The organism is Allobosea sp. 05L423, from assembly GCF_056397745.1.
In genome coordinates this window covers 24,658-47,171 of sequence record NZ_JBFTOA010000007.1, presented here as the reverse complement: position 1 = coordinate 47,171, position 22,514 = coordinate 24,658, and the positions used below count along the sequence as shown (strand labels likewise).

General features: G+C 64.6%; 20 protein-coding genes and 1 pseudogene. 15 read left to right on the top strand and 6 right to left on the bottom strand.

Translation table 11 applies throughout. The features are described 5' to 3' along the window. Positions 1–37: 37 nt before the first annotated feature. The 3 genes from AC1DNE_RS17430 to AC1DNE_RS17420 all read left to right on the top strand — a co-directional run bounded on the left by AC1DNE_RS17430 (position 38) and on the right by AC1DNE_RS17420 (position 2,783). Complete coding sequence (locus AC1DNE_RS17430) at positions 38–1,150, top strand: ABC transporter substrate-binding protein (protein ID WP_441471849.1); 1,113 nt, start codon at positions 38–40, stop codon at positions 1,148–1,150. A gap of 110 nt (positions 1,151–1,260) precedes the next feature. Further along, positions 1,261–1,596 (top strand): EthD family reductase, encoded by a 336-nt coding sequence (locus AC1DNE_RS17425; RefSeq protein WP_441471848.1) that lies wholly within the window; start codon positions 1,261–1,263, stop codon positions 1,594–1,596. 47 nt (positions 1,597–1,643) lie between these two features. Beyond that, positions 1,644–2,783 (top strand): ABC transporter ATP-binding protein, encoded by a 1,140-nt coding sequence (locus tag AC1DNE_RS17420; protein WP_441471847.1) that lies wholly within the window; start codon positions 1,644–1,646, stop codon positions 2,781–2,783. 441 nt (positions 2,784–3,224) lie between these two features. On the opposite strand, the gene AC1DNE_RS17415 is transcribed toward AC1DNE_RS17420, so the two are convergent. Beyond that, complete coding sequence (locus AC1DNE_RS17415) at positions 3,225–4,265, bottom strand: LacI family DNA-binding transcriptional regulator (protein WP_441471846.1); 1,041 nt, start codon at positions 4,263–4,265, stop codon at positions 3,225–3,227. Between the two features lie 126 nt (positions 4,266–4,391). Between AC1DNE_RS17415 and AC1DNE_RS17410 the strand changes: the two genes are divergently transcribed. Genes AC1DNE_RS17410 through AC1DNE_RS17385 form a run of 6 tightly spaced genes read left to right on the top strand, consistent with a single transcriptional unit; the run spans position 4,392 to position 11,114 of the window. After that, a complete protein-coding gene (locus AC1DNE_RS17410; protein ID WP_476765543.1) occupies positions 4,392–5,675 on the top strand; it encodes a M20/M25/M40 family metallo-hydrolase in 1,284 nt (427 codons plus the stop codon). Further along, positions 5,675–7,264 (top strand): ABC transporter substrate-binding protein, encoded by a 1,590-nt coding sequence (locus AC1DNE_RS17405; RefSeq protein WP_441471844.1) that lies wholly within the window; start codon positions 5,675–5,677, stop codon positions 7,262–7,264. Before AC1DNE_RS17410 ends, AC1DNE_RS17405 begins: the two co-directional genes overlap by 1 nt. Continuing rightward, complete coding sequence (locus AC1DNE_RS17400) at positions 7,261–8,568, top strand: NAD(P)/FAD-dependent oxidoreductase (RefSeq protein WP_441471843.1); 1,308 nt, start codon at positions 7,261–7,263, stop codon at positions 8,566–8,568. Before AC1DNE_RS17405 ends, AC1DNE_RS17400 begins: the two co-directional genes overlap by 4 nt. A 33-nt stretch (positions 8,569–8,601) precedes the next feature. After that, positions 8,602–9,282, top strand: coding sequence for a DUF1028 domain-containing protein (locus AC1DNE_RS17395; protein WP_441471842.1), 681 nt, complete (start codon positions 8,602–8,604; stop codon positions 9,280–9,282). A 27-nt stretch (positions 9,283–9,309) separates the two neighbouring features. After that, positions 9,310–10,251, top strand: a complete 942-nt coding sequence (locus AC1DNE_RS17390; protein ID WP_441471841.1) for an ABC transporter permease — start codon at positions 9,310–9,312, stop codon at positions 10,249–10,251. Further along, positions 10,248–11,114: an ABC transporter permease gene (locus AC1DNE_RS17385; RefSeq protein WP_441471840.1), complete on the top strand. Its 867-nt coding sequence runs from the start codon at positions 10,248–10,250 to the stop codon at positions 11,112–11,114. Before AC1DNE_RS17390 ends, AC1DNE_RS17385 begins: the two co-directional genes overlap by 4 nt. Before the next feature lie 434 nt (positions 11,115–11,548). On the opposite strand, the gene AC1DNE_RS17380 is transcribed toward AC1DNE_RS17385, so the two are convergent. Beyond that, positions 11,549–12,463 carry a LysR family transcriptional regulator gene (locus AC1DNE_RS17380; protein WP_441471839.1) on the bottom strand — a complete coding sequence of 305 codons (915 nt, stop codon included), beginning with the start codon at positions 12,461–12,463 and terminating at the stop codon, positions 11,549–11,551. A gap of 395 nt (positions 12,464–12,858) precedes the next feature. On the opposite strand from AC1DNE_RS17380, the gene AC1DNE_RS17375 reads away from it, so the two are divergent. The 4 genes and pseudogenes from AC1DNE_RS17375 (at position 12,859) to AC1DNE_RS17360 (ending at position 16,537) form a co-directional block, all read left to right on the top strand. After that, positions 12,859–13,407, top strand: a complete 549-nt coding sequence (locus tag AC1DNE_RS17375) for a hypothetical protein (protein WP_441471838.1) — start codon at positions 12,859–12,861, stop codon at positions 13,405–13,407. Next, on the top strand, positions 13,404–14,390 hold the full coding sequence (locus tag AC1DNE_RS17370) for an NAD(P)H-quinone oxidoreductase (RefSeq protein ID WP_441471837.1): 987 nt from the start codon (positions 13,404–13,406) through the stop codon (positions 14,388–14,390). Before AC1DNE_RS17375 ends, AC1DNE_RS17370 begins: the two co-directional genes overlap by 4 nt. Positions 14,391–14,535: 145 nt before the next feature. Continuing rightward, positions 14,536–15,929: pseudogene (gene fumC, locus AC1DNE_RS17365) on the top strand (class II fumarate hydratase). Further along, positions 15,929–16,537: a threonine/serine exporter family protein gene (locus AC1DNE_RS17360; protein WP_441471836.1), complete on the top strand. Its 609-nt coding sequence runs from the start codon at positions 15,929–15,931 to the stop codon at positions 16,535–16,537. Before fumC ends, AC1DNE_RS17360 begins: the two are co-directional and overlap by 1 nt. A 360-nt stretch (positions 16,538–16,897) precedes the next feature. Here the strand turns inward: AC1DNE_RS17360 and AC1DNE_RS17355 are convergent, their stop codons facing one another. From AC1DNE_RS17355 to AC1DNE_RS17340, 4 genes are read right to left on the bottom strand one after another with little or no spacing between them, the layout of a single operon-like run. Then, the gene (locus tag AC1DNE_RS17355; RefSeq protein WP_476841136.1) at positions 16,898–17,950 is read right to left on the bottom strand and encodes a cupin domain-containing protein; all 1,053 of its coding nucleotides are present in this window, start codon (positions 17,948–17,950) and stop codon (positions 16,898–16,900) included. A 30-nt stretch (positions 17,951–17,980) separates the two neighbouring features. Beyond that, positions 17,981–18,535: a DsbA family protein gene (locus AC1DNE_RS17350; RefSeq protein WP_441471834.1), complete on the bottom strand. Its 555-nt coding sequence runs from the start codon at positions 18,533–18,535 to the stop codon at positions 17,981–17,983. Then, positions 18,532–19,041 carry a peroxiredoxin gene (locus AC1DNE_RS17345; protein ID WP_441471833.1) on the bottom strand — a complete coding sequence of 170 codons (510 nt, stop codon included), beginning with the start codon at positions 19,039–19,041 and terminating at the stop codon, positions 18,532–18,534. Before AC1DNE_RS17345 ends, AC1DNE_RS17350 begins: the two co-directional genes overlap by 4 nt. 31 nt (positions 19,042–19,072) lie before the next feature. Further along, complete coding sequence (locus tag AC1DNE_RS17340; RefSeq protein WP_441471832.1) at positions 19,073–19,591, bottom strand: Dps family protein; 519 nt, start codon at positions 19,589–19,591, stop codon at positions 19,073–19,075. Positions 19,592–19,878: 287 nt separating this feature from the next. Here AC1DNE_RS17340 and AC1DNE_RS17335 point away from each other — a divergent pair, with 287 nt between their 5' ends. Both AC1DNE_RS17335 and AC1DNE_RS17330 read left to right on the top strand, forming a co-directional pair. Further along, a complete protein-coding gene (locus AC1DNE_RS17335; RefSeq protein WP_441471831.1) occupies positions 19,879–21,864 on the top strand; it encodes a PAS domain-containing sensor histidine kinase in 1,986 nt (661 codons plus the stop codon). Further along, entirely contained in the window at positions 21,861–22,514 is a 654-nt protein-coding gene (locus AC1DNE_RS17330; RefSeq protein WP_441471830.1) for a response regulator transcription factor, read from the top strand. The genes AC1DNE_RS17335 and AC1DNE_RS17330 overlap by 4 nt, the downstream gene beginning before the upstream one ends.

Genomic DNA, 22,514 nt, shown 5'->3' with positions numbered 1-22,514 from the left:
TTCGAAAGTCCAACAAGAACGGAACGAGGGGAACAGCATGTCGAAACTGAATTCCACATCATCGGGCCTGAACCGCCGGCTTCTGCTGAAAGGCGGCGCGGGCATTGGCGCCGCTGCGAGCCTCGGGCTTTGGGGCGGCGCTGCGAAGGCAGCCGCCTCCATCGATATCGTCATGGTCAATGCGGCGATCGGCGGCCCTCTCCGCGCAGTTCTCGAAGGTGCCTCCGGCGGCAAGATCAACGATGCGCCTTGGCAGTCGACGACCGACGTCGTCTCCCGCCTTACGGCACCCGGCGGCACAGGTCGTTACGACCTGCTCATCGCGGGCTCCGATTTCGTTCGCAAGCCGATCATGGGACCGAAGCCCGGGAGCGAGCTCGTCCTGCCCATCGATACCGCGAAGATGTCGAACTTCAGCCAGGTCGCAGACGCCTTCAAAAAGGATGTCGCCGACCGCGACGGCAAAATCTTTATGGTGCCGGTGTTCTGGGGCTTCGACTCGGTGATCTACAACACGGAGCAGATGCCGGAGAATGATCCCTTCACGCAGTCCTGGGCACCCCTGTTCGAGGACAAATATGCCGGGCGGATTGCGTGGTACGACGCCGCGCACCAGATGATCATGGCGGCCGGCCTTCACCTTGGGAACAAGAAGCCCGAGGAGCTGGAAGGGAAGGACCTCGACGAGGTCGTCAAATTCCTGATCTCCCGCAAGAAGAACATCCGCACCATCTGGTCGACGTTTGCTCAAGGCACGAACTTGCTCGCGACGGGCGAGGTCGCTTGTCTGTACGGACCGATCCCGGTTCGCGCCGAACTGCAGCGCAAGGGCTTCAAGGTCACCAATGCATGGCCAAAGGAGGGGGTGCTCTCCTTCGCGCATTCGGCATTCGTGCCACGCGACTCCAAGAACCTGGAAGCCTCTCAGGCCGTGATCAATGCGATGCTGGGCAAGGATTACGCTTCGCAGGTGACGAAGGTCTCCGGCTACCTCTCGACCTCGAATCTCGGCAGCCAGGATTTCACAGCCGAGGAGCGGAAGCGCTTCGGCTACGGCGTTCTCGATGGTTCGACCAAGCATCACGGACTCGGGTTCCCGCCGGCCATCGCGAAATGGATCGAAGGTTGGAACCGGGTGAAGAGCGCGTAAGTCGCGGCCCCTGACAACGTCCGCACCGACAACTGCTCCGGCCGGCCGAGGCCGGAGCCCTCAGCTTATTTTCGGCCGGCTTGGCCGGTCGCCGACCAAGGGAGAATGGCATGTCGATCGGTTATTTCGTTCGCTATGAGGGGCAGTCCAGTGAGCCAGAGCGGTTTGTCGACTATTACATGAACACTCACGGCTCGTTCATGAAGGGCTACCCCGGCATCCGGTCGGCAATCGTTCACTTGCCGGTCGAGGGCTGGCACGATCCTCTGAAGATCAACCCGGGCACGTCTTTCATGCTGGGTGAATTCACGTTCGACTCGGTCGACGCTCTCAACGCTGCCCTCGCTTCGGAAGCACGCATCCGTGCGCGTGAGGACGCGGGTCGGTTTCCTCATTTCGAAGGGAAAGTCACGCATCAGGCCTTCAAGAAGCACATCCTCTTCTAACCGATAAAGCCTCGCAGGCTTTCGACATCAATTGAAGGGATGGCACCATGGTGGCTGTGGCTAAGCAGGTGGACCTGATGGATGCAAACTTGAGCCAGGCCGATAGGGCGGCGCCTCCCAGCGCAGTTTCAATCCGCGCAGTCTCCAAGTCCTTCGGTCAGGTAAAGGTCCTGCGAGAGACCGATCTCGATATCAGGCAGGGAGAGTTTTTCTCCCTGCTGGGTTCGTCCGGTTGCGGCAAGACCACCCTGTTGAGGATGATCGGAGGATTTGAGACGCCCACCTCGGGCGATATTTCGATCAGTGGCCGCAGTGTGATCGAAGACCCGCCGTATCGCCGGCGCACAAACATGATCTTCCAGCATCTCGCCCTCTTCCCGCACATGACCGTGGCCGAAAACATCGGCTTTGGCCTGGAGATGAAGAAGCTCGATGCCAGGACGATAGCGAGAAAGGTCGACGAGGCACTGGCGTTGGTCCGTCTTTCTGAAATGGGAGGGCGCAAAATCGACGCCCTGTCAGGCGGTCAGAAGCAGCGCATTGCGATGGCACGCGCACTCGTCAACGAACCCGACGTCCTGCTTCTCGATGAACCGCTGGGAGCTTTGGATCTGCAGTTGCGTCTGCAGATGCAGGACGAGCTCAAGCGGCTTCACAGGGAAACCGGGCGAACCTTCATATTCGTGACGCACGACCAGACTGAAGCAATGACCATGTCCGACCGGATTGCAGTGATGGGCAATGGACGGATTATTCAGGTCGGCACGCCGGAAGAGGTTTACGAGCGCCCCAATTCGAGATTTGTCGCGCAATTCATGGGCCATTCCAACTTCCTCGAAGGCAGCGTCCACTCAGTCGGGCCCGATCGAGTCGGCATGGTGACCACCGGGGCGGCATCCCTGACATGCCGGATACCCCCATCGATTCAGCCGGGACAGAAGGTTCTGTTCGCCTTGAGATACGAGAAGCTCGACGTGACCCTTCCCAGAGGCGGCCGCGACGAACTTGTCGGGACGGTCGTCTCGCGCAGCTATATGGGCGCTACCGTTCGCTATGAAATGAGGACGGATGACGGGACGGTTTTCCTTGCGGACACCGGCCACGCAGCACAGCATTTCGCGCCGAAAGAGGGAGATCGCGTCGCGATTAGCTGGTCGGTCGACGCTGCATCGATATTGGCTGACTAGCGTGTCGGAATCAGCTCCGACAGCGTCCAGCTCGGCTCAGGTGCTGCGCGGGTAACTTAGCCCGCGAAGAGTATTGATCGACGACATGGAGCGCTGGTTCCTAAGGCATCGAGACCCCTGGCATTGTCCTGCCGCAGGTTCACGCGTCGCGGGTGTGCCACTAGGACGGTGAGGAGGAGGGGAGGTCGGAGTTTAACACCTCTCGGCTCGGCGTCCTGATCCAATCGGGAGCTTTCCGTGGGAGCCTTCAGGCTTCATCGCGCCAGAAGCGGACTCTAGCTCCTCGTCCGAAACCGGACCTTCGCGGTGCAGGACGCGATGTGCATCGCGCGCAGTTACGGAGGCCGAATTCGCGCCCACAAACACGACGGCGGCAGCCAAAATACCAGCGGCCGTCGGGCGTAGTGCCGGGCCGCCTAAATTACGCCCAACCCAGCTCGCTCAGGCGCTGCCTCTCTGTACAAGAGCATAATCTACATTCTTGATCGCCGCATCGATCGGCGAACCCTCGATGCGGGAGATCAGCATATCAGCGGCCGCCCAACCCATCTGATAGCCTTGGGTCCTGATGGTCGTCAGACCGGGAGGGATCTCGGCCGCGATCTCGAAGTCGCCGAACCCTGCAACGGCGAGATCCTCCGGGATCCGCATGCCGCGGCGTTGCGCTTCGAAGATGACACCGACGGCCAGGAGATCCGATGCGCAGAGTATGGCCCGCACGCCGCCTGCATCGAGCAACTGCTGCAGCCCGCTCGCTCCTCCACGAAAGCTAGATGCATCCTCCGCCCCATCCGAAGACAGGGGTGAAACCACGATATCGGCCGGCAGGCCCGCCTGACGCAGCGCCTCCAGCGCTCCGTCCCGGCGAGCCTCGTAGCGTCGCAGGCCGGATACCGGGTAGTCGACATATCCGATCCGATCGTAACCCCTGGCGATCAGGTAGTTCGCGATCTCGGTTCCCGCCTCGCGGTTTCGGAACCCTGTCGCCATGTCGATGATCGGCCCTTCCGTCTCCCAGACCTCGACGACGGGCAGGCCGGAGCCGCGCAGCAGCGCGTAGGTCTCATCGCTGTGGCGGGTGCCCGTTAGCACGAGGCCGTCCGGCCGCCGGCGGATGAAAGCCTCCACCGCTGAGGCCTCCGCATCCGGCGAATAGCCGGTATTCGTGATCATGAACTGATAGGAGGCCTGCCTGAGGCGATCGGCCATGCCCTGAATGCTGTTGGCGTTGTTGGAGTTGCGGAGGGATGGCACGACGATCCCGATCATGGCGCTGCGGCCCGAGGCGAGATTGCCGGCGAGCATGTTCGGAACGAAGCCCAGGCGCTCGCCTTCGTTCAGCACGCGCGCGCGTGTCCCGGCGCTCACGGCGGACGGGTTCTTGTAGACGCGCGAGACCGTCATAAGCGAGACGCCGGCGGCATGCGCGACATCGGACATGGTGGCCCAGCCCGGCAATCGCTTCACGGGATCATGGTTCATAGATCGGCTCTGCTGCACGCCTTTTGAGCATCGTCGCGGCTGGTTTGAGTCGTACCCTACTTGACAGCGGGCAAAACATAAACCTGGATGTTAGCGATAACGTTAGCGCTAACAAGCGGATTTATCGTGACCGAAGCAGATTCTTTGAAGCAGCGCGTGCTTGGCTGGATCGAGCGTGATCGCGAGGAGATCATCGCCTTCCTCTCGGCATTCCTGCAGGCAAAGTCCCCGAACCCTCCCGGCGATACCCGCCTCGCGAGCGCCCATGTCGAGCGCTTCCTCGCCGAGCGCGGGCTGCCCTTCCGCGTACTGAGCGCCGAAGAGCATCTGCCCAACATTGTCGGCTCGGTCTCGGCGGCGCAGCCGGGGCGGCACCTCATCCTCAACGGCCACATGGACGTATTCCCGGCGATCGAGGAACTGCCGGGCCAGCGCAGCCAGTGGAGCGGCGAAGTCGTCGACGGCCGCATCTATGGGCGCGGCGCCGCGGACATGAAATGCGGCACGACGGCCTCGATCTACACCTACCGCTACCTCGCGGAGCTGATGCCGGAGCTGCGCGGGCGCCTGACGCTGACGGTGGTGTCCGACGAGGAGACCGGCGGCCGCTACGGTACCCGGCACCTCATGGAGACCATTCCCGAGGAAGTAATCGGCGATTGCTGCCTCAACGGCGAGCCAAGCGGCCTGGCCACCCTGCGCTTCGGCGAAAAGGGCGCGCTGCGGATGGCGCTGACGGTTCGCACCCGTGGAGCCCATGGCGCCTACCCGCATCTCAGCGAGAGTGCGATCAAGATCGCCTGTCGCCTGGCTACGGATCTGGAAGCGCTGGCGGAGCTCCGGCCCGAACTGCCGGAAGCGGTCAGTGCCGTGATCGGCTCCGCGCCGGCGCGTGAGGCGATGAACATCAGCCTCGGCGACGGCGCCGCCGACATCGCCGACCGTGCGACGGTGAACATCGGGGTGATCCGCGGCGGGCTCAAGGTCAACATGCTGCCGGACGAGTGCCTGCTCGAAGTCGAGGTCCGGATGCCGCCCGGCCTGAGCATCGAGCGGGTCGAGAGCGAGCTCGCCGGCATTCTCGCCCGCTATCCGATGGTGACGCGCGAGACGCGGCCGGACCACAGCTATCCCTCGAGCTGGTGTGATCCCGAGGGGGACATGGCCGGCATCCTGCGCGCCAATACGCGGCAGGTGACGGGGCGGGAGGCCGTGCCGATCGTCAGCCTCGGCGGCTCGGACGCGCGCTATTGGCGGTGGCGCGGGGTTCCTGCCTATCTCTACGGCCCCTCTCCCAAGACGATGGGCCACCGCGAAGAGCACGTCACGATCGACGAGCTGTTCGCCGTTCTGCGCGTCCATGCGCTGTCGGCAATCGACTATCTCGCGACCAATAATGGAGGGGAATGATGGCTATAGCTCGGGCTTGTCTTATCGCAGCAGCGCTTCTTTCCGGCGCCCTACCGGCATCGGCAGCAAATCCGCCGGCGAAGGAACGGACGGCGACCATCCTGGTCAGGAACGATTCCGTCGGCTTCGACCCGCACAAGTCGACCGGCCGTGGCGCGGCCGAAATCCTGTTCATGATGGCAGATACGCTGGTCTCGGTCGAGGACGACCAGAAGACGCTGCATCCCCTGCTGGCGAAGTCGTGGACCCTGTCCGATGACGGCTTAACCTATACCTTCAACCTTCGCGACGACGTGAAGTTCTGCGACGGCAAGCCGCTCACAGCCGCTGACGTCGTCTATTCGCTGAAGCGCCTGATCGCGCCGGAGACACGGTCCCCGGCTGCCTGGCGCCTGGGCAAGGTCGCCGACGTCACCGCGAAGGACGACACAACCGTCATCTACACGCTGAAGGAGCCGCACAACGAGCTCCTGCTGCACCTCGCGCAGAGCTTCGGCTCTATCATCGACCGCGCCAATGTCGAGAAGCTGGGCGCCGATTTCGGCGTCAAGGGCCTCAACGGCACCGGCCCATTCTGCTGGGGCGAGTGGCGTCCGCGCGACCAGTTCGTGCTGACCCGCCACGATGCCTACAAATGGGGCCCGGCGATCTACGACAACAAGGGGCCGGCCAAGGTCGAAGCCGTCGTCTGGCGCGTCATCCCCGAGGAAAGCGCGATCCTGGCGGCGATGCAGACGGGCGCGGGAGACATCTCCTATGTGCTGCCGGAATGGTCGATCGATCAGCTCAGCAAGATGCCGATGCTGAACAAGGCCGAGCCGCGCATCTCGAACTATTCCGCCTATCTGGGCCTGCGCCCTAACCGCAAGATGACCAGCGACTTGCGCGTCCGCCAGGCGATGATCCTGGCCGTCGACCGCGAGGCGCTCGCCAAGAGCATGTGGTTCGGCCAGGCCCGACCCGCCAAGACGCTCGTCAGCCCCGGCACCATCGACTACTCGGGCGCGGCCGAGGCAGTCTACGATCCGGCCAAGGCAAAGGCTCTGCTCGACGAGGCCGGCTGGAAGCTCGGCAATGACGGCTTTCGCTACAAGGACGGCGAGCGTCTCGCGCCTTCGATCCTGGCCGCCGGCACGGCCGGGTGGCGCTCCCGCCTGGAGGCCATCCAGGGCTACATGAAACAGGTCGGCATCGACCTGAAGCTCCTGCTGGTCGAGCCCGCGGCCGCGATGGCGCAGATCAACACCTCGCCGGAGTTCGACGGCTACGCCCTGTTCTCGCCCTATGCCACGGCGGGCGAGGTGCTGATGATGTTCCACTCCGCCAACGTTCCGGCGCCGAACCGCTTCAACTGGAAGGACAAGGCCACGGATGATCTGCTCGCAGCCGGCCAGACCAGCCTCGACGCGACCAAGAAGGCCGAAGCCTATGCCGCCGTCCAGAAGATCGTGGCGGACCAGGCCCTGCTGATCCCGCTGGTTCACGAGCGCCTGTTCCTGTTCTCGACCAAGCGGGTCAAGGGCGTCGATGTGCACGGCATCTACAACAGCGCCGTCTACAAGGGCCTCGACATCGAGATCGCCAAGTGAGCGAGACCCTATTGGCTGACGGCTTCAAGGCCGAGCCTTACTGGTGGGAGGCCGTGCCCCAGGGCACCGCCGCTCGCCAGTCGCTCCCCGCCGAGGCTGATGTCGTCATCGTCGGCTCCGGCTATGCAGGCCTTTCTGCGGCCATCACGCTCGCTCGCGCCGGTCGCGAGGTCGTCGTCATCGAAGCTCACAGCGCAGGCCATGGAGCCAGCACCCGCAGCGTCGGAATGATCGGCGGCCGGCTGCGGCAGGGCTACGCCGCGCTGGCCAAGGATTTCGGGGCGAAGAAGGCGCATGCACTGCTCAGCGAGACCTGGAACGCCTATGGCTGGTTCCGCGGGTTCGTCCGCGACGAGAACATCGATTGCGACCTGGCGCTGTCCGGCCGGCTGATCTGCGCCTGGACCGCCAGGGACATGGAGATGCTCAAGCGCCAGGCGGCATTCCTGACCACGACCTTCGGCATTCCGGCCCATACCGTCGACAAGGGCGGGTTGCCCGCGCATGTGGCGACCGATCTCTATCACGGCGCGATGGTGCTGCCCGAGGATGGCGGCATCGATCCCGCAAAGTATCATCTCGGCTTGTTGCGCCTCGCGCGTGCACATGGCGTCCAGGTCATCGAACAGACCCCGGTGACGGGGGTGACCGAGAACGGCAAGGCCACCTCGGTCACGACGGCGGCCGGCGATATCCGCGCTCGCGACGTCATTCTGGCGACCAACGCCTATACCGGGCGCGAGCTGCCCTGGTATCGCCGCCGCGTCATCGCCGTCGGCAGCCACATGATCGCGACCGAACCGCTGGCGGCGAGCGCGGTCGAGCGCCTTCTGCCCGGAGGCCAACTGGTCAACGACACGCGCAAGCTCGCCTTCGCATTTCGCGCCAGCCCCGATCGACGGCGCCTGCTCGTCGGAGGAAGGGCGTTGCAGGTAGACCGCGTCGACCCGGTCGCGATCGCGCGTCGCCTTAAGCAGGTGATGGTGCAGTCCTTTCCCTCGCTCGCCGAGACGCGTGTCAGCAATGCCTGGGAAGGCCGTGTCGGCTTCACTTTCGACCGCATCCCGCACATCGGCCGGCGGGGCAACATCCATCATGTGCTCGGCTGCAACGGCTCGGGGATCGTGATGGGCAGCTATCTCGGCCGCTGCACGGCCGAACTGGTCCTGTCCGGCCGCTCGACGAGCCATTTCGCTCAGCAGGAGCTGCCGAGCCGTCCCTACTACAACGGCATCCCCTGGTTCATGGCGCCGATGACCATGGCCCTGTCGCTGCAGGACAGGGCGCGGTCCTGGTTCCGCTGATCGCGCCAGATTGTTCAATTTCAGGAGAACGAGATGACATTTTCTTTGATCGCCCGTGACGAAAAGACGGGCATGTTCGGCATCGGTATCGCCACGTCGAGCATTGCCGTCGGCAACCGCTGCCCCTGGGCCCGCGCCAAGGTCGGCGCCGTGACTTCGCAGCACCGCAGCGACATCCGCCTCGGTCCGAAGGGGCTCGATTTCCTGTCAGCCGGGCTGAGCGCCGAGGAGACCGTGCGTCGCCTCATCGCGGAGAGCGAATTCCCTGATCAGCGTCAGGTCGCAGCCATCGACCGCGATGGAGGCACGGCGTTCTACACCGGGCCGAAGATCCCCTCGATCAATTCGGGCTACCAGGGCGTCAATTGCGTCTCGACCGGCAATGTGATCGCGAACCTCGACGTGCCCAAGGCGATGGTCGAATATTTCGAGGGCTCCGCCGGTGTGCCGTTCGTCGAGAAGCTGCTGGGCGCGATCGATGCCGGCCTGGCCGCGGGTGGCGAGACGCAGCCGATCATGTCGGCGGCTCTCCTCGTGGTCGACGAGCAGGACTGGCCGTTGGTCGATCTGCGCGTCGACCTCGAGCCGGAGCCGCAGGTTAAGCTGCGCCAGCTCTGGGAGGCCTATGAGCCGCAGCTCGAACACTTCATCGTGCAGGTCCTGCGCCCGAACGAGGTGAAGCCTCGCAAGGCTCCCGAGCCGGTTCAGGCCTGATCGTAAGCGAGCCCGAAAGGCAGCCCCATGCTGAGATACACGGCGCAGCGCCTGCTGCTTGCGATCCCGGTGGTTTTCGGCGTCCTGCTGATCGGGTTCACCCTGCTGAACCTCGTTCCTTCGGATCCGGCGACCGTGCGCGCCGGGCCGACGGCCACCGGCGCCGTCATCGCCCAGATCCGAAGCGAAATGGGGCTGGACCGCCCGCTCTGGGAGCAATTCCTGCTCTATGTCGGCAGCATTCTGCAAGGCGATCTCGGCACATCGCTGGTCAACAACATGTCGGTCGCGGAAGAGCTGTCGCGTTCGTTCACGGCGACGCTGGAGCTGATCGTTCTCTGCTTGGTCTGGGCCGTGCCGCTGGCGATCCTGCTCGGCGTCGCTGCCGCCGTCTCGCGAGGCGGCTTTCTCGATCGGCTGATCATCAGCGGGGCCGTCGCTGGCATTTCCCTGCCGGTCTTCCTGATCGGCATGATCCTGCTGTGGATTTTCGGTTTTCAGCTGCAGTGGCTGCCCTTCACCGGGCGCGGCGGCCCGCTCTGGACCCTCGACGGCTTTCGCCATGCGGTTCTGCCATCGCTGTGCCTGGGCCTGATCTTCGTCGGCCCGGTCGCGCGGATCACGCGCACATCCATGCTCGAGGTGCTGGGTGCGGATCATATCCGGACGGCGCGCGCCAAGGGATTGGAGGAGCGCCTGATCGTCGGGCGCCATGCGCTGCGCAACGCGATGATCCCAGTGACGACGCTGATCGGCCTCCAGATCGGCTATTTGATGGGCGGCGCCATCGTCACAGAGACGATCTTCTCATGGCCGGGCGTCGGCCGCCTTGCCGTGGGCGCGATCGTCGCCAATGACCTCCCCGTGGCGCAGGGCGCGATCATCGCCCTGGCGCTCGGGTTCATCGCGATCAACATCATTGTCGATCTGCTCTATGCCGTGCTCGATCCGAGGATCCAGGCCCGATGACGCTGGTACCAGGCTCCGCCCTTCCGCAGAGCAACAGCGCGCGGCTGCTGCGACGTCTCGCAGCCGATCCGATCGCCACCGCCGCCCTCGGCATGCTCCTCGTGCTGGCAGCGGGGGCGTTGTTCGCGCCCGTTCTCGCTCCCTACGATCCGCTTCGGATCGAGATGACGCAGGTGATGCAGCCCCCGAGCGCGGCCCATTGGTTCGGCACCGACGGCCAGGGGCGAGACATCTTCAGCCGCGTTCTGTTCGGCCTTCGGCTCACCGGCCTGATGGGCTTCTGCGCGATCGCCATCGGCGGCGCACTGGGCACCGCGGCGGGAATGCTGGCGGCGTTCTATCCGCGGCTGGACGGGCTGCTCATGCGCCTGATGGACGTGCTGCTCTCGTTCCCGGCCATTCTGTTCGGGCTCGCGATCGCCGCGATCATCGGCGCGGGCACGCTGTCGGTGATCATCGCACTGGCGATCTCCACCATCCCGCTCACGGCGCGGATCGCTCGCGGCGCGGCGCTGACGGTGATCGCACAGGACTATATCGCCGCCGGACGGGTCATCGGCCTGACGGATAGAGGCCTGCTGGTTCGCTACATCCTGCCGAATTGCCTCTCGACCATCGTCGTCTTCCTGACGCTTCGGCTCGGTCAGGCCATCCTCCTAGGAGCCTCGCTCGGCTTTCTCGGCCTCGGCACGCAGCCGCCGGCGCCTGAGCTTGGAACAATGGCGGCTCAAGGCATCAATTTCTTCTTCTTCGCGCCGCATGTTGCGATCATCCCGAGCCTTGTGATCTTCGCTCTCGTCCTGGCGACCAATGTGCTGGGTGACTTCCTGCGCGACATGCTTGATCCAAGACTTCGCGGGTAAAGACGCTTCGAGCCGAGCGGACAGACGGCAGGCTGGCTCCAATAGCTCCGGTTCGCGCTCCCAGCGCCGCCATGATGCGATACGGCGCCCCATTCCTTCTGCGCGGATACCGTCCCAACGAAAACAGTGACTGGCGGCCTCACACTGTCTAAGGATTAATAGGTCCGTTCATTAGCATTAACCATCCGCCCAGGTTGCGACATAAGCGGAAATCCGGGTCCTAACCAGCGAGCAGACATGCCTTGCTGACTGGCAGGAGGCCGCTCCCTGCCGAACCGGTCACTTTATGGCCCGAGGCGGTGGGGCCAGTCGAGCGTCAGGAATCGACGCTGGCCGTGTGTCGAGCAGCAAGCATTCCGGCTTCGCTACTAAATGACCTCGGCGGTGCCGCCGCAAAGTTTCTTGGCGCAACGCTGAGAGCAAACGCACGCGAATCAGGGTTCCCAGACTGGCGGCGTTCCAATTGAGCTCTGCAGTGCCAGGGTGAACGCTCTCACCTTGGCACTCGGATGCCGCAAGGACCGGAGGAGGTAAATCCCGTCCGTTGTCTTATTCCAAGTTTCGTCACCCACCAGCAGCCTCGCCAACTTTCCCGCCCGGACGTCTGGCCCAACCACCCAGCTCGATAAGAACGCAATTCCTAAGCCGGCCTCGGCTGCTCCGCGTAGGGCTTCAAAATCGTCGGAGCGGAACGTTACCACATCTTGCCCATGCCCTGCCGGCCGGCCGAGCAGGTCTCGCCAACCGAGCAGATCAGGGCCATGCAGCTTATCGAGCAGACGATGAGACGACAGATCCGCCAAGCAACTCGGCGCACCTGAACGCGCCAGATAGGTCGGGCTTGCCACCAGCAGCCGGTTCAGCGGCGCAAGCCTCGTGGCGATCAGCGTGCTGTCAGCCAGCGCCCCCATGCGGATGACCACATCGAGACGCTCGACAACCGGGTCGGCCAGCCTCTCCGTCAGATCGAGATCGACATTGAGCGCAGGATGTTCGGTTTGCAGAGCCGCGATAACCGGCAGGACATAGCGTTTGCCGAAGGTTGGAAAGCAGGCGATCCGCAGCGTGCCTGAAACGCAACCATCGAGAGCCGAGATTTCGGCGCGCGTATCTGCCAGTTCGTCAAGAAGATGCAGGGCCCGCTCGTGCAGCCTCTGGCCTGCGTCAGTGAGAGTTAGCGCACGTGTCGAGCGAACCAGAAGGGTGACACCCAAATCTTTTTCAAGCGCATCAATCTTACGCACGACCGCCGAGGGCGTGAGTGCGCGCCTACGGGCTGCGCCCGAAAAGCTCCCCGCCCGGACGACATCGACGAAGATGGAGAGGAACTCGGCGAAATGGGGGCTCATCTTTGCTCTCCGCGCAAAGCCGTTTGCAGACGTGTGCGGCTTATCCTCCTCCTGAATCAGACGCACAACGCCTTCGCTCGTTTTGAAATTGCAGTTGCGTTTCGGGCCGCGGCGGCAGGAGCAAATTCAATCAAGCTGCGCGTATCCGACGGAAGCGCGAGAACTCAAATATATACGTTGGTATGTGGAGATATACCCTGATTTATCGTTCGAACCCTTGCGTATGATTTCTCCAAATCGCTGCGGGCGGCAACTTCAATGAGTAAATAGAGGCAGCTTTAAAGCCTCAGACCGCTGGACACGGATTTCATGGCGAAACGCACCGGAGATGCGGCTCGCTTGCCGCCCGTAGAAGGCTGGCCCCGCCCAACCTGGACCCTCGAAAGGGAAAGACCATGAAAGTTCTGACCGACAAGATCCTCTCGGAATCGGCCTGCACCGCCGAGATCGACGTCCCGTTCGAGAAAATCGACATCGCCGACTGGCTCTTCACCCTGCCGGAGGCCGAGTATCTGCGCTGCTGCCCGCCCGACCACATCGGCTCCGGCGTCACCACCACGGACGACGGACAGCGCATGGTGATCAATGTCGAGATGATCGGCACCGGGCTCGTGATCCAGCACTATGTGGCCGAGCAGGCAAGTGCGGCCTATTGCCGGATGAACTCGATATCCGATGTGTTCACCCCTGTCGGACGCACGCAGGTCAACGTGATCTGGGAACTGATCGCCGAGGCGATCGAGGGCGGCAAGACCCGCTACACCAACCGGGTCACCTCGCACCCGACAGACGTTTTCATGGACTTCATCGCCGCGCACGGCCAGACCTTCGAGCAAGCTGCGGTGGCCCGGCAGGAAGCGGGGCGCGACCATAATCGCCGCGAGACGCCGCTCTTTGCTGCCAGCATCGGGCGCCGAGCGACAGCCAAGGCCGCCGGGAAATGAAAGCGGTCGTATTCGACAATTTCGGCAAGGCGGATGTTCTCCGCCTTGCCGAGGCGCCGACGCCGGAACCTCGCGCCGGCGACCTCCTGGTCAAGGTCATGGCTGCCGGCGTCAATCGTGCCGATCTGCTGCAACGGCAGGGCTATTATGGTCGCCAAAGCTACGGCGAGAGTGACCTGCTCGGGTTGGAGGTCGCGGGCGAAGTGGTCGCCGTCGGCAGCGATGTTACCGACGCCCGCCCCGGTGAGCGTGTGATGGCCATCGTCGGAGGCGGCGCCTACGCCGAATATGCTCGTGTCGATCGCGGCATGGCAGTGCGTATTCCGGATTACCTCGATTACATCGGGGCGGCAGCGACGATGGAGTCCTTCGTCACTGCCTGGGAGGCGGTCGTGCACCTCGGCGCCGCCGCGCAGGGTTCGGCGGTGCTCGTTCATGTGGCGGCGGGCGGTGTGGGATCCGCCGCCGCGCAGATCGCTCACGCGCTTGGTGCTCGGGTCTTCGCAACGGCCAATACAAAACAGCGCGCCAACGTCCTGCTTCTCGGCGCGGAAGCCGTGTTCGACTATCGATCCGAGGACTTCGAGCAGGGCGTGCGCGAAGCCACCGGGGGGCGCGGGGTCAATGTGGTCGTCGACTTCGTCGGCGGCGACGATCTGGCCCGCAACCTGCGCAGCCTCGCACCGGGCGGGCGTCTGGTGCAGGTCGGCCTGCTCGGTGGCCAAGACAGCACCACGATCCCGCTCGCAGTTCTTCTGCACAATCACCTGCGCCTCATCGGCACGGTCATGAAATCGCGCACACCGGACGAGAAGCGCGAGATGGTGCGGCGCTTCGCGGAGGGCGCGCTGCCGATGTTCGGCGACGGCCGGCTCAAGCCGCTCGTCGGCAGGGTCTTTCCGCTCTCGGAGGCCGCCGAGGCTCATCGCTGCATGGAAGCCGGCGGCGGCTTCGGGAAAATCGTGCTGGCCGTTGCTGTGTGAGGACGAGCTTTGAGAGCGCGTCGCTGAACGCTTGATCGCGTTGATCGAGCCATCGCTAACAGTCAGGAGTTCAGTCATGGCGGGCATCTCTGTCCCGATTACCGAAAAACTGCGCGACATCCCGATCGGCATTGACGCCACGGGTATGCGCCGCGAGTTCAACTCGCTGGGCGAAGTCGATGTGCGGGCTGACTGCTATTGGGGCGCGCAGACCGAACGCTCGCTGCACCATTTCAACATCGGTGACGACCGCATGCCGAAAGCGGTCTACCACGCCTATGGCATCGTCAAGAAAGCCTGCGCGCTGGTGAACGCTGCCGGCGGCCGCCTTCCGAACTGGAAACGCGATGCCATCATCCAAGCCGCTGACGAGGCTATCGCCGGCAAGCTTGATGATCATTTCCCGCTCTACGTCTGGCAGACGGGTTCCGGCACCCAGTCGAACGTGAACGTCAATGAGGTGATCTCGAACCGCGCGATACAGCTGCTGGGTGGGACGCTAGGCTCGCAGCACCCGATCGGACCGAACGACGACGTCAACATGGGACAATCGTCGAACGACACGTTCCCGACTGCGATGCACATCGCCTCCGTCGAGGCAATCGACACGTTGCTGCTGCCGCAGGTGGAAAGGCTGGTCCAAACCATCGAGCGCAAGGCCGATGGCTGGATGAAGGTGGTCAAAATCGGCCGTACACATCTCGAAGACGCGGTGCCGCTTACGGTCGGGCAGGAATGGTAGGGCTGGGCGGGGCAGATCCGCGCGCCATGGCCGACATCGAGGCGAGCCTAAAGGGCCTCTATGAGCTCGCGGTCGGCGGCACGGCGGTCGGCACCGGGCTGAACGCACCCAGGGGCTTCTCCGTGGATGTCGCGGCGAAGATCGCCGAATTGGCCGGCAAGCCATTCGTCACCGCGTCGAACAAGTTCACGGCGCAGGGCTCGCTGGACGCGATGGTGCGGGCGCATGCCGCCCTTCGTGGGCTGGCCGTGGCGCTGATGAAGATCGCCAACGACATGCGCTGGCTGGCGTCCGGCCCGCGCTGCGGCTTCGGCGAACTGCTTCTGCCGAGCAACGAGCCGGGATCATCGATCATGCCCGGCAAGGTCAATCCGACCCAGTGCGAGGCCATGGTGATGATCTGCATCTAGGTCATGGGCAATGACGGCGCCGTCGCGTTCGCAGGCAGTCAGGGCAATTTCGAACTCAACGCGATGCGGCCGGTCATCATCAACAACTTCCTGCATTCGGCCCGCATCCTCGCGGACGGCTGCGAAAGGTTCCGCGAATTCTCCATTGAGGGCACGGAACTCAACCGCGAGCGGATCGAGCACTATGTCGAGGGCAGCGTCATGCTGGTCACGGCGCTCTCGCCGGTCATTGGTTACCAGAACGCCGCGCATATCGCAGAAAAAGCAATCGCCGATGGCCTCACGCTCAGGCAGGCGGCGCTAATGTCAGGCAAGGTGGACGAGGTGCTGTTCGACGAGGTCGTGAAGCCGATCGAAATGGTCGGCGCGGGCCTCGCGGGCGCGTGATGGATGCCTCTCGTCCTCCGGCCCCAGATGCGGCGCACCTCGTGTTGCGGCTGGGCCGGCTCATGCTGGCGAACGGGGCCGACACCGCGCATGTGCAGCAAGCCGTCACGGCTTTCGCGGAACGCCTCGGCTACCGCGTGCATCTGTTGGTTTGTCTGGAAGGACTTCTTCTGACGCTCGATGACGGCAAGGGCTTCCGCACACGGCTCGGCGCGGCCATTCCGGGTACATCGGTCAACATGGGCGCGCTCGCGGCGCTGAACGCCATTCGCCGCCGCGTCATTGCCGCGCCGACCGAGCTCACAAGCATGGACAATGCGCTCGACGAGGTGGAGCGCGGCGGCAATCGCTATCCGCGTTGGCTGGTGGCCATCGGAATGGGCATTACGGCCGCGTCTCTCGCGCGGCTTTTCGGAGGCGTCTGGACGGTCGTCGGCGTATCGTTCCTTGTCGGTGTCGTAACGCAGATGCTGCGGCAGCACCTTGCCGCCGCGGCGACGAATCCCCTTGCCGCTGCCGGCCTCTGCGCCTTTGGCGGTGGTCTGGTCGGCACATTGGCGATGAAGGCCTTTCCCGATACGTCGCCCGCTGGGTGGCCATGTGGGTAACGGGATCGGACGTCTGATGCTCAGAGCGGTGACGATCTTGGCTATCACGCGTATCGCGCAGGCCGTTGAACAGCGGCACGCCCGGTACGAGGATCATTCCCGCCGCAACGAGTCGTCGTGCGAGCAACATTGTCTATCGCTCGCGAAGCCCGAGCATGTCGTCCGCCGTCAGTCCATGACCTAGCCGCTTGGAAAGAAAAAGGGCTACGGAAGGCTACCAACCATATCCGAGGTGTGGTCCGGACCAGCTCGATGCGATGTCGCTGATGCAAGGACACAGACATGCCGAATGCGCTGACCTCCGAGCGCCACGTCAACCGCCGCCCGCCAATTTCGCGGCGGGCGGCGGCATGACGCCAGTCATCGCGTCGCCGGGGCCAGCGGTGGCGCTATGAAGCGCGAGCGGTTTCTCAGCCCAGCGGCGATCTCGCGCTTCAGACCTAGATTCGTAGCCAGCACGTCGACCGGGTTTGAGGAGAGCCAGGCCGAGAGGTCGTTGGCCTCGTAGTGGCCGTTGTTGAAGCCGACAAGGACGCGCAGCACCGTCGATCCGGTGTTGCGGATGTAGTGGCCCGCACCCATCGGGGCATAGCCGATATCGCCAGCCTCGAAGGTTTCGGTAACGATCTGTCCCTCCGCCAGAAAGACCGCCATCTCGGCGCTGCCCTCCAGATAGTACTGCCATTCGTCGGCGTTCGGATGCCAGTGCAACTCCCGCATCGCGCACGGCTCGATCTCGAGGATGGAGCCGGCCATGCCCTTCGAGATCGGAAACTCGTCGACGGTGACGGTGCGCTGCGTGCCGCCGCCCGGCACGCGCCGTGGCTGCTGGGCGAGGAGCGGGTAGCGATGCGGCGTCGTCAAAGCAGGCGTCGCGCGCGGCTCGGCATCGGGCGAGAGGTCGTCCGGCACCGGGCCCTGGGCGAAATAGGCCTCGCCCGCCGGGAGCTGTGCGATCTGCTCGCGGCTCAGGCCGAGATTCTGCGCCAGCACCTCCGGCGACGTGCGGGAAAGCCAGTCGGTGACGCTGAACGTATGATCCTCGGAGAAGTCGCCATTGTCGAAGATCAGGATGAAATGGCACTCGCCGGGACCGAGGCACTGGATGGAGTGACCCCAGCCGCGTGGAAAGTACCAGACGTCGCCGGGGCCGAACGTGTCGGTCGCCGCTGAGCCGTTCGGATGTAGCACCGTGGTGCGGCACTGGCCCGCAACGACATAGGCCCATTCCGCGGCATTGGCATGCCAGTGCAGTTCGCGCATCGATCCCGGCGCGAGCCGCATCGAGACGCCGGCGATGCCGATGCTGGCCGGGAACTGCTTCACGGAGGCGCCGCGCGTGATGCCGCCTGATCCGGTGCGGGGCGTGGCCTGTTCGAGCCGATAGCGGAAGGAAGTCGTCGTTTCGGGCATGGTCTGATCCATTGGCCAGGGTGAAGAGGTCTAGCGATGCGTGCCTGCGCGGGGGCGGATCGCCTCGCGAGCGGCCTGGCTCAGGGCGGCGACGAGGCTGTCGACGTCCCGCTCGCCATCGTACCTAAGCCCGTTGATGAACAGGCTCGGCGTTCCGTTCACGCCGCTGCGGATGCCGCCCGTGAAATCCTCCTTGATCTTGCGGTCGAAGCGGCCGTCGAAGCCTTCCGCGACGACGTACGTATCGAGACCGAGGCGCAGGCCGTAGGCGTAGAGGTCGGCGTCGCGTAGCGCAGTCTGGTTCTCGTAGAGCATGTCATGTGCCTGCCAGAACTGGCCGAACCCGCCGGCGGTCTCCGCGAATTCTGCCGCACGAACCGCATGGGGATGCATTTCGGCGAGCGGAAAGTTGCGGAAGACGAAGCGCAGCTGGTCCCCCATGGCGCGCTGCACCGCCTTGAGGATCGGATAGGCCTCGCCGCAATAGGGGCATTCATAGTCGCCATATTCGACGAGGGTCACAGTGGCCTGGGCCTGGCCCTGGACATGGTCCTGGCTGCCTACGGGGATCGCGAGACGGGTCATGACGCAGTTCCTTCGGAGGGCGCCGCGGCGCCGAGATTGTCGAGTGCTTCAAGGATGCCGTCGGCGCCGGGGTTGATGCCGAGCGGCGAGACGAAGCTCCAGCGGATGATGCCGGCCCCGTCGATGACGAAGAGGGCGCGCTCAGCGATGCCCTCCTTGTCGCGGTAGACGCCGAAGCTGCGCGCGACCGCGCCCTTGGGCTCGAAATCGGCCAGCAGCGGAAAATGCAGCTTGCGCTCGGCGGCGAAGGCCGCGTGGCACCAGACGCCGTCCACCGAGATGCCGACGAGTTGCGCGCCGGCCTTGTGGAACTCGGGCAGGATCTCGTTGTAGAGCGCCATCTGGTCGCCACAGACCGGGCTCCAGTCCGCAGGATAGAAGGCGAGGATCACCGGCTTGCCGCGGAGATCTTCGAGCGAGACCATCTGGTCAGGGGTTGCCGGCAGCGTGAAGGCCGGGGCGGCCCTGCCAGCAGGCAGGGCCGATTGCGAGTGCTGTTCGGGCATGGTCGTCTTCCTCCGTTCAGGACAGCGGCGCTCAGCGCGCCGCCCGCGTCGTCTCGTAGAGGAACCAGCTCCGGCGTTCGGCCTCGTCGATCCAGACCTCGATCAGGCTGGTCGAGGCGACGTCGTTGTGGGTCTCGCAGACGCCGTGAGCGGCGCGGAGGAAACCGGTGAGGCTGCGATTGTCGTCGGCGAGCTCGGCCAGCATGTCCTGCGGCGTGACGTAGTCCGCATCGTTGTCGAGCAGCCGCTGCATCCGGCCGATATGGCCGATCGAGCGCAGTGTCGTGCCGCCGACCTTGCGGACGCGCTCGGCCAGCGCGTCGGTGGTCGCGAAGATCTGATCGCCCTGCTCGTCGAGCATCAGGTGGTAGTCGCGGAAATGCGGGCCGGACATGTGCCAGTGGAAGTTCTTGGTCTTGAGATAGAGCGCGAACATGTCGGCAAGGACGCCGGTCAGCGCGGCTGCGATGTCGGTCGTGGCGTTCGCGCCGAGATCGGTCGGGGTGCGCAAGGCGGCGTCGCGCTTGGCATGGGTGGACAGGTCGTTCATGGCAGCTCTCCGTTGGCTTCGAGGAGCCTGTCTCCCCGATGTCCTGACCCTAGGCCGCGGCCGCCACCGCCTGAATCGGACGAAGGCATGTCGAGCTCATACCTAGGTTTATGTGCGCCAGCGAAGGGCGCTCCCGGCCGACCTAAACCCCTGTATGATTTCATCGCCGGCCGCTTTCGCGAAAGTGATGCCGCGGATCGAAGCATCCGCGCCGATCGCGGGGGGACGAGGCAGATGAGCTATGCTAGCGCGTTGTCAGCTCTCGCGACCGGAATCGGCTGCCTCTCATGTCCTCCCGCTTCTCCGCCGCTCGGCACGGCGCCTCTCGATCCGCCCCGCGGGACACCGGTCTCCCCCAGCGCTCCTTCTTCTCTCCGGCCATGAACACGACGGCGCTTCGCATCGCGGCGGCTCTGCTCGCGCTCTGCATCTTCCTGTTCGATACGCTCTCGCCGCTGGAGGGCGCGGTCGCAGTGCTCTACGTTCTGGTGGTCTTGCTGGCAGCGGGCACCGGACGGCGGGGCGACATCCTCGTGGCGGCGGCGACAAGCCTGATCCTGACCATCGTGGCTTATGTCGATACACATGGCCTGAGCCTGGCCGGCGCACCGACCTTGCGGGCGCTGGTCAGCGTGGCGGCGACCATGATCGCGACGCTGCTCTCCCTGAAGAACCAGGCGGCCACGGCGACGCTCGCGGCGCAAGCCCGGTTGCTCAACCTGTCGCACGACATGATCTTCGTGCGAGACACTTTCGGACAGATCACCTTCTGGAATCGCGCCGCGGAAGAGACCTATGGCTGGTCTGCCGCCGAGGCGACGGGCCGGATCGCCGACGAGTTGCTGGAGACGCGGTATGCGCTGCCGCGCGACGCGGCCGACCGCGTGCTTTACGACACGGGACGATGGGACGGCACGCTGGAGCACCGGACCAAGGCCGGCGCGCGGATCACCGTGGAAAGTCGCTGGGCCCTGCAGCACGATGCCCAGGGACGCATCGTCGGCGTGTTCGAGACGAATACGGATGTGACCGAACGCGTGGCGGCCCACGCGGCGCTGGTTCAGAGCGAAAGACGCTACCGGCGCATGTTCGACGCGACCCGGGTCGGCGTCGTCCAGGAGGACTGGAGTGCGGCGCGCCGCGAACTTGCCGCACTCGATCTCGCGGATGGGGAGGCACTGGCCGCTCATCTGGCCGCTCAGCCAGACCTTATCGCGCGCCTGCGCAAGGTGACGAAGATTGTCGACGTCAACCCGGCCTTTCTTGCCATGATCGGAGCGGAGAGCACTTCTCATCTCCATCAGACGGTCGACGATGTGCTGAGCGAGAGCGATCCGACCTTCGGGCCGGCGCTGGCGGCTTTCGCTCGTGGCGACGGCTTCCACGAAGGCGAGACGGAAATCGTCAGGGCAGATGGCAGTCGCGTGCCGGTGATCTTCGCCATCACCTTTCCGACGGTCGATGACGGCGACGGCAACGTGTTGGTCTTCGTCGTCGACATCACCGAACGCCGGCAGGCGCAGGACGCGGTGCTGCACGCGCAGGCGGAGCTCGCCCATGCCGCCCGCGTGGCGACCCTGGGGGAACTCACCGCCTCGATCGCCCACGAGGTCAACCAGCCGTTGATGGCGGTCGTGACCAACGGCGAGGCGGCGCTCCGCTGGCTGCGCCGCGACCAGCCGGACCTGCAGGAGGTCGACAGCGCCATCGGGCGTGTCGTTTCCGAAGGGCGGCGCGCCAGCGAGATCGTCAAGCGGATCCGCGCCTTCCTGACCAAGACGCCGACCCGGTCGAATGCGCTCGACGTCGCGACCCTGGTCGAGGAAGCGGCACAGCTGGTGCAGCGGGAGCTCGCGCGCGCCGAGGTCGAGTTGCGCGTCGAGGTCGCGGCGGACCTGCCGCCTGTCATCGGCGACCGGATCCAGCTCCAGCAAGTCCTGGTCAACCTCATGGTCAATGCCGGCCAGGCGATGGCTGAACATGATGGCCGGCGCCTGCTGACGATCACCGCCGGCCAGGCACACTGCCCAGTGGAAGGCAGTCGTGTCGAGATCGCTCTACGCGACACCGGTCCCGGCATCTCGCCCCAACACCTGGAGCGCCTGTTCGATCCCTTCTTCACAACCAAGCCGGAGGGGATGGGCATGGGTCTTGCGATCTGCCGCACGACCGCTGAAGCTCACGGCGGAAAGCTTTCGGTCGAGAACCCTCCAGACGGCGGAGCGACATTCCGCCTGACCCTTCCTATTTCCCACCATGGTACCGCGGTATGATCAGGCAGACCTCCGTCAAGCCGGCCCCGGCCTCACCGAGCCCGCCACTCGTCGTTATCGTGGACGACGATCCGGCGGTGCGTGAATCCCTCGACAGCCTGATCCGATCGGTCGGACTGGCGACGCGGCTCTTCGGCGCGCCGGCGGAGCTGTTGCAGGGCAGCTTGCCCGACGTGCCGGGCTGCATCATCCTCGACGTGCGCCTGCCCGGAATCAGCGGCCTCGACTTCCAGGACCAGCTCACCCGGCAAGGGATCGCGCTGCCGATCGTCTTCATGACCGGACATGGCGACATACCCATGACCGTGCGGGCGATGAAGGCAGGTGCGGTCGATTTCCTGTCGAAGCCTTTCCGCGATCAGGAAATGCTCGACGCGGTGACGTCTGCGATCGAGCGCGACCGGCAGCGGCGCAGCGCGACGGCGGCGCTGGACGATCAGCGTTCAGCCTATGCGACCCTGACAGCCAGGGAGCGCGAGGTGATGGCGCATGTCGTCGCCGGACTGATGAACAAGCAGGTCGCCGGCGTGCTCGGCCTCAGCGAGATCACGGTGAAGATCCATCGCGGCAACGTCATGCGAAAGATGGGTGTGCGCACGCTGGCCGACCTTGTCCGCACGGCCGAGGCCCTGGGGGTTTACAAGCCGTGA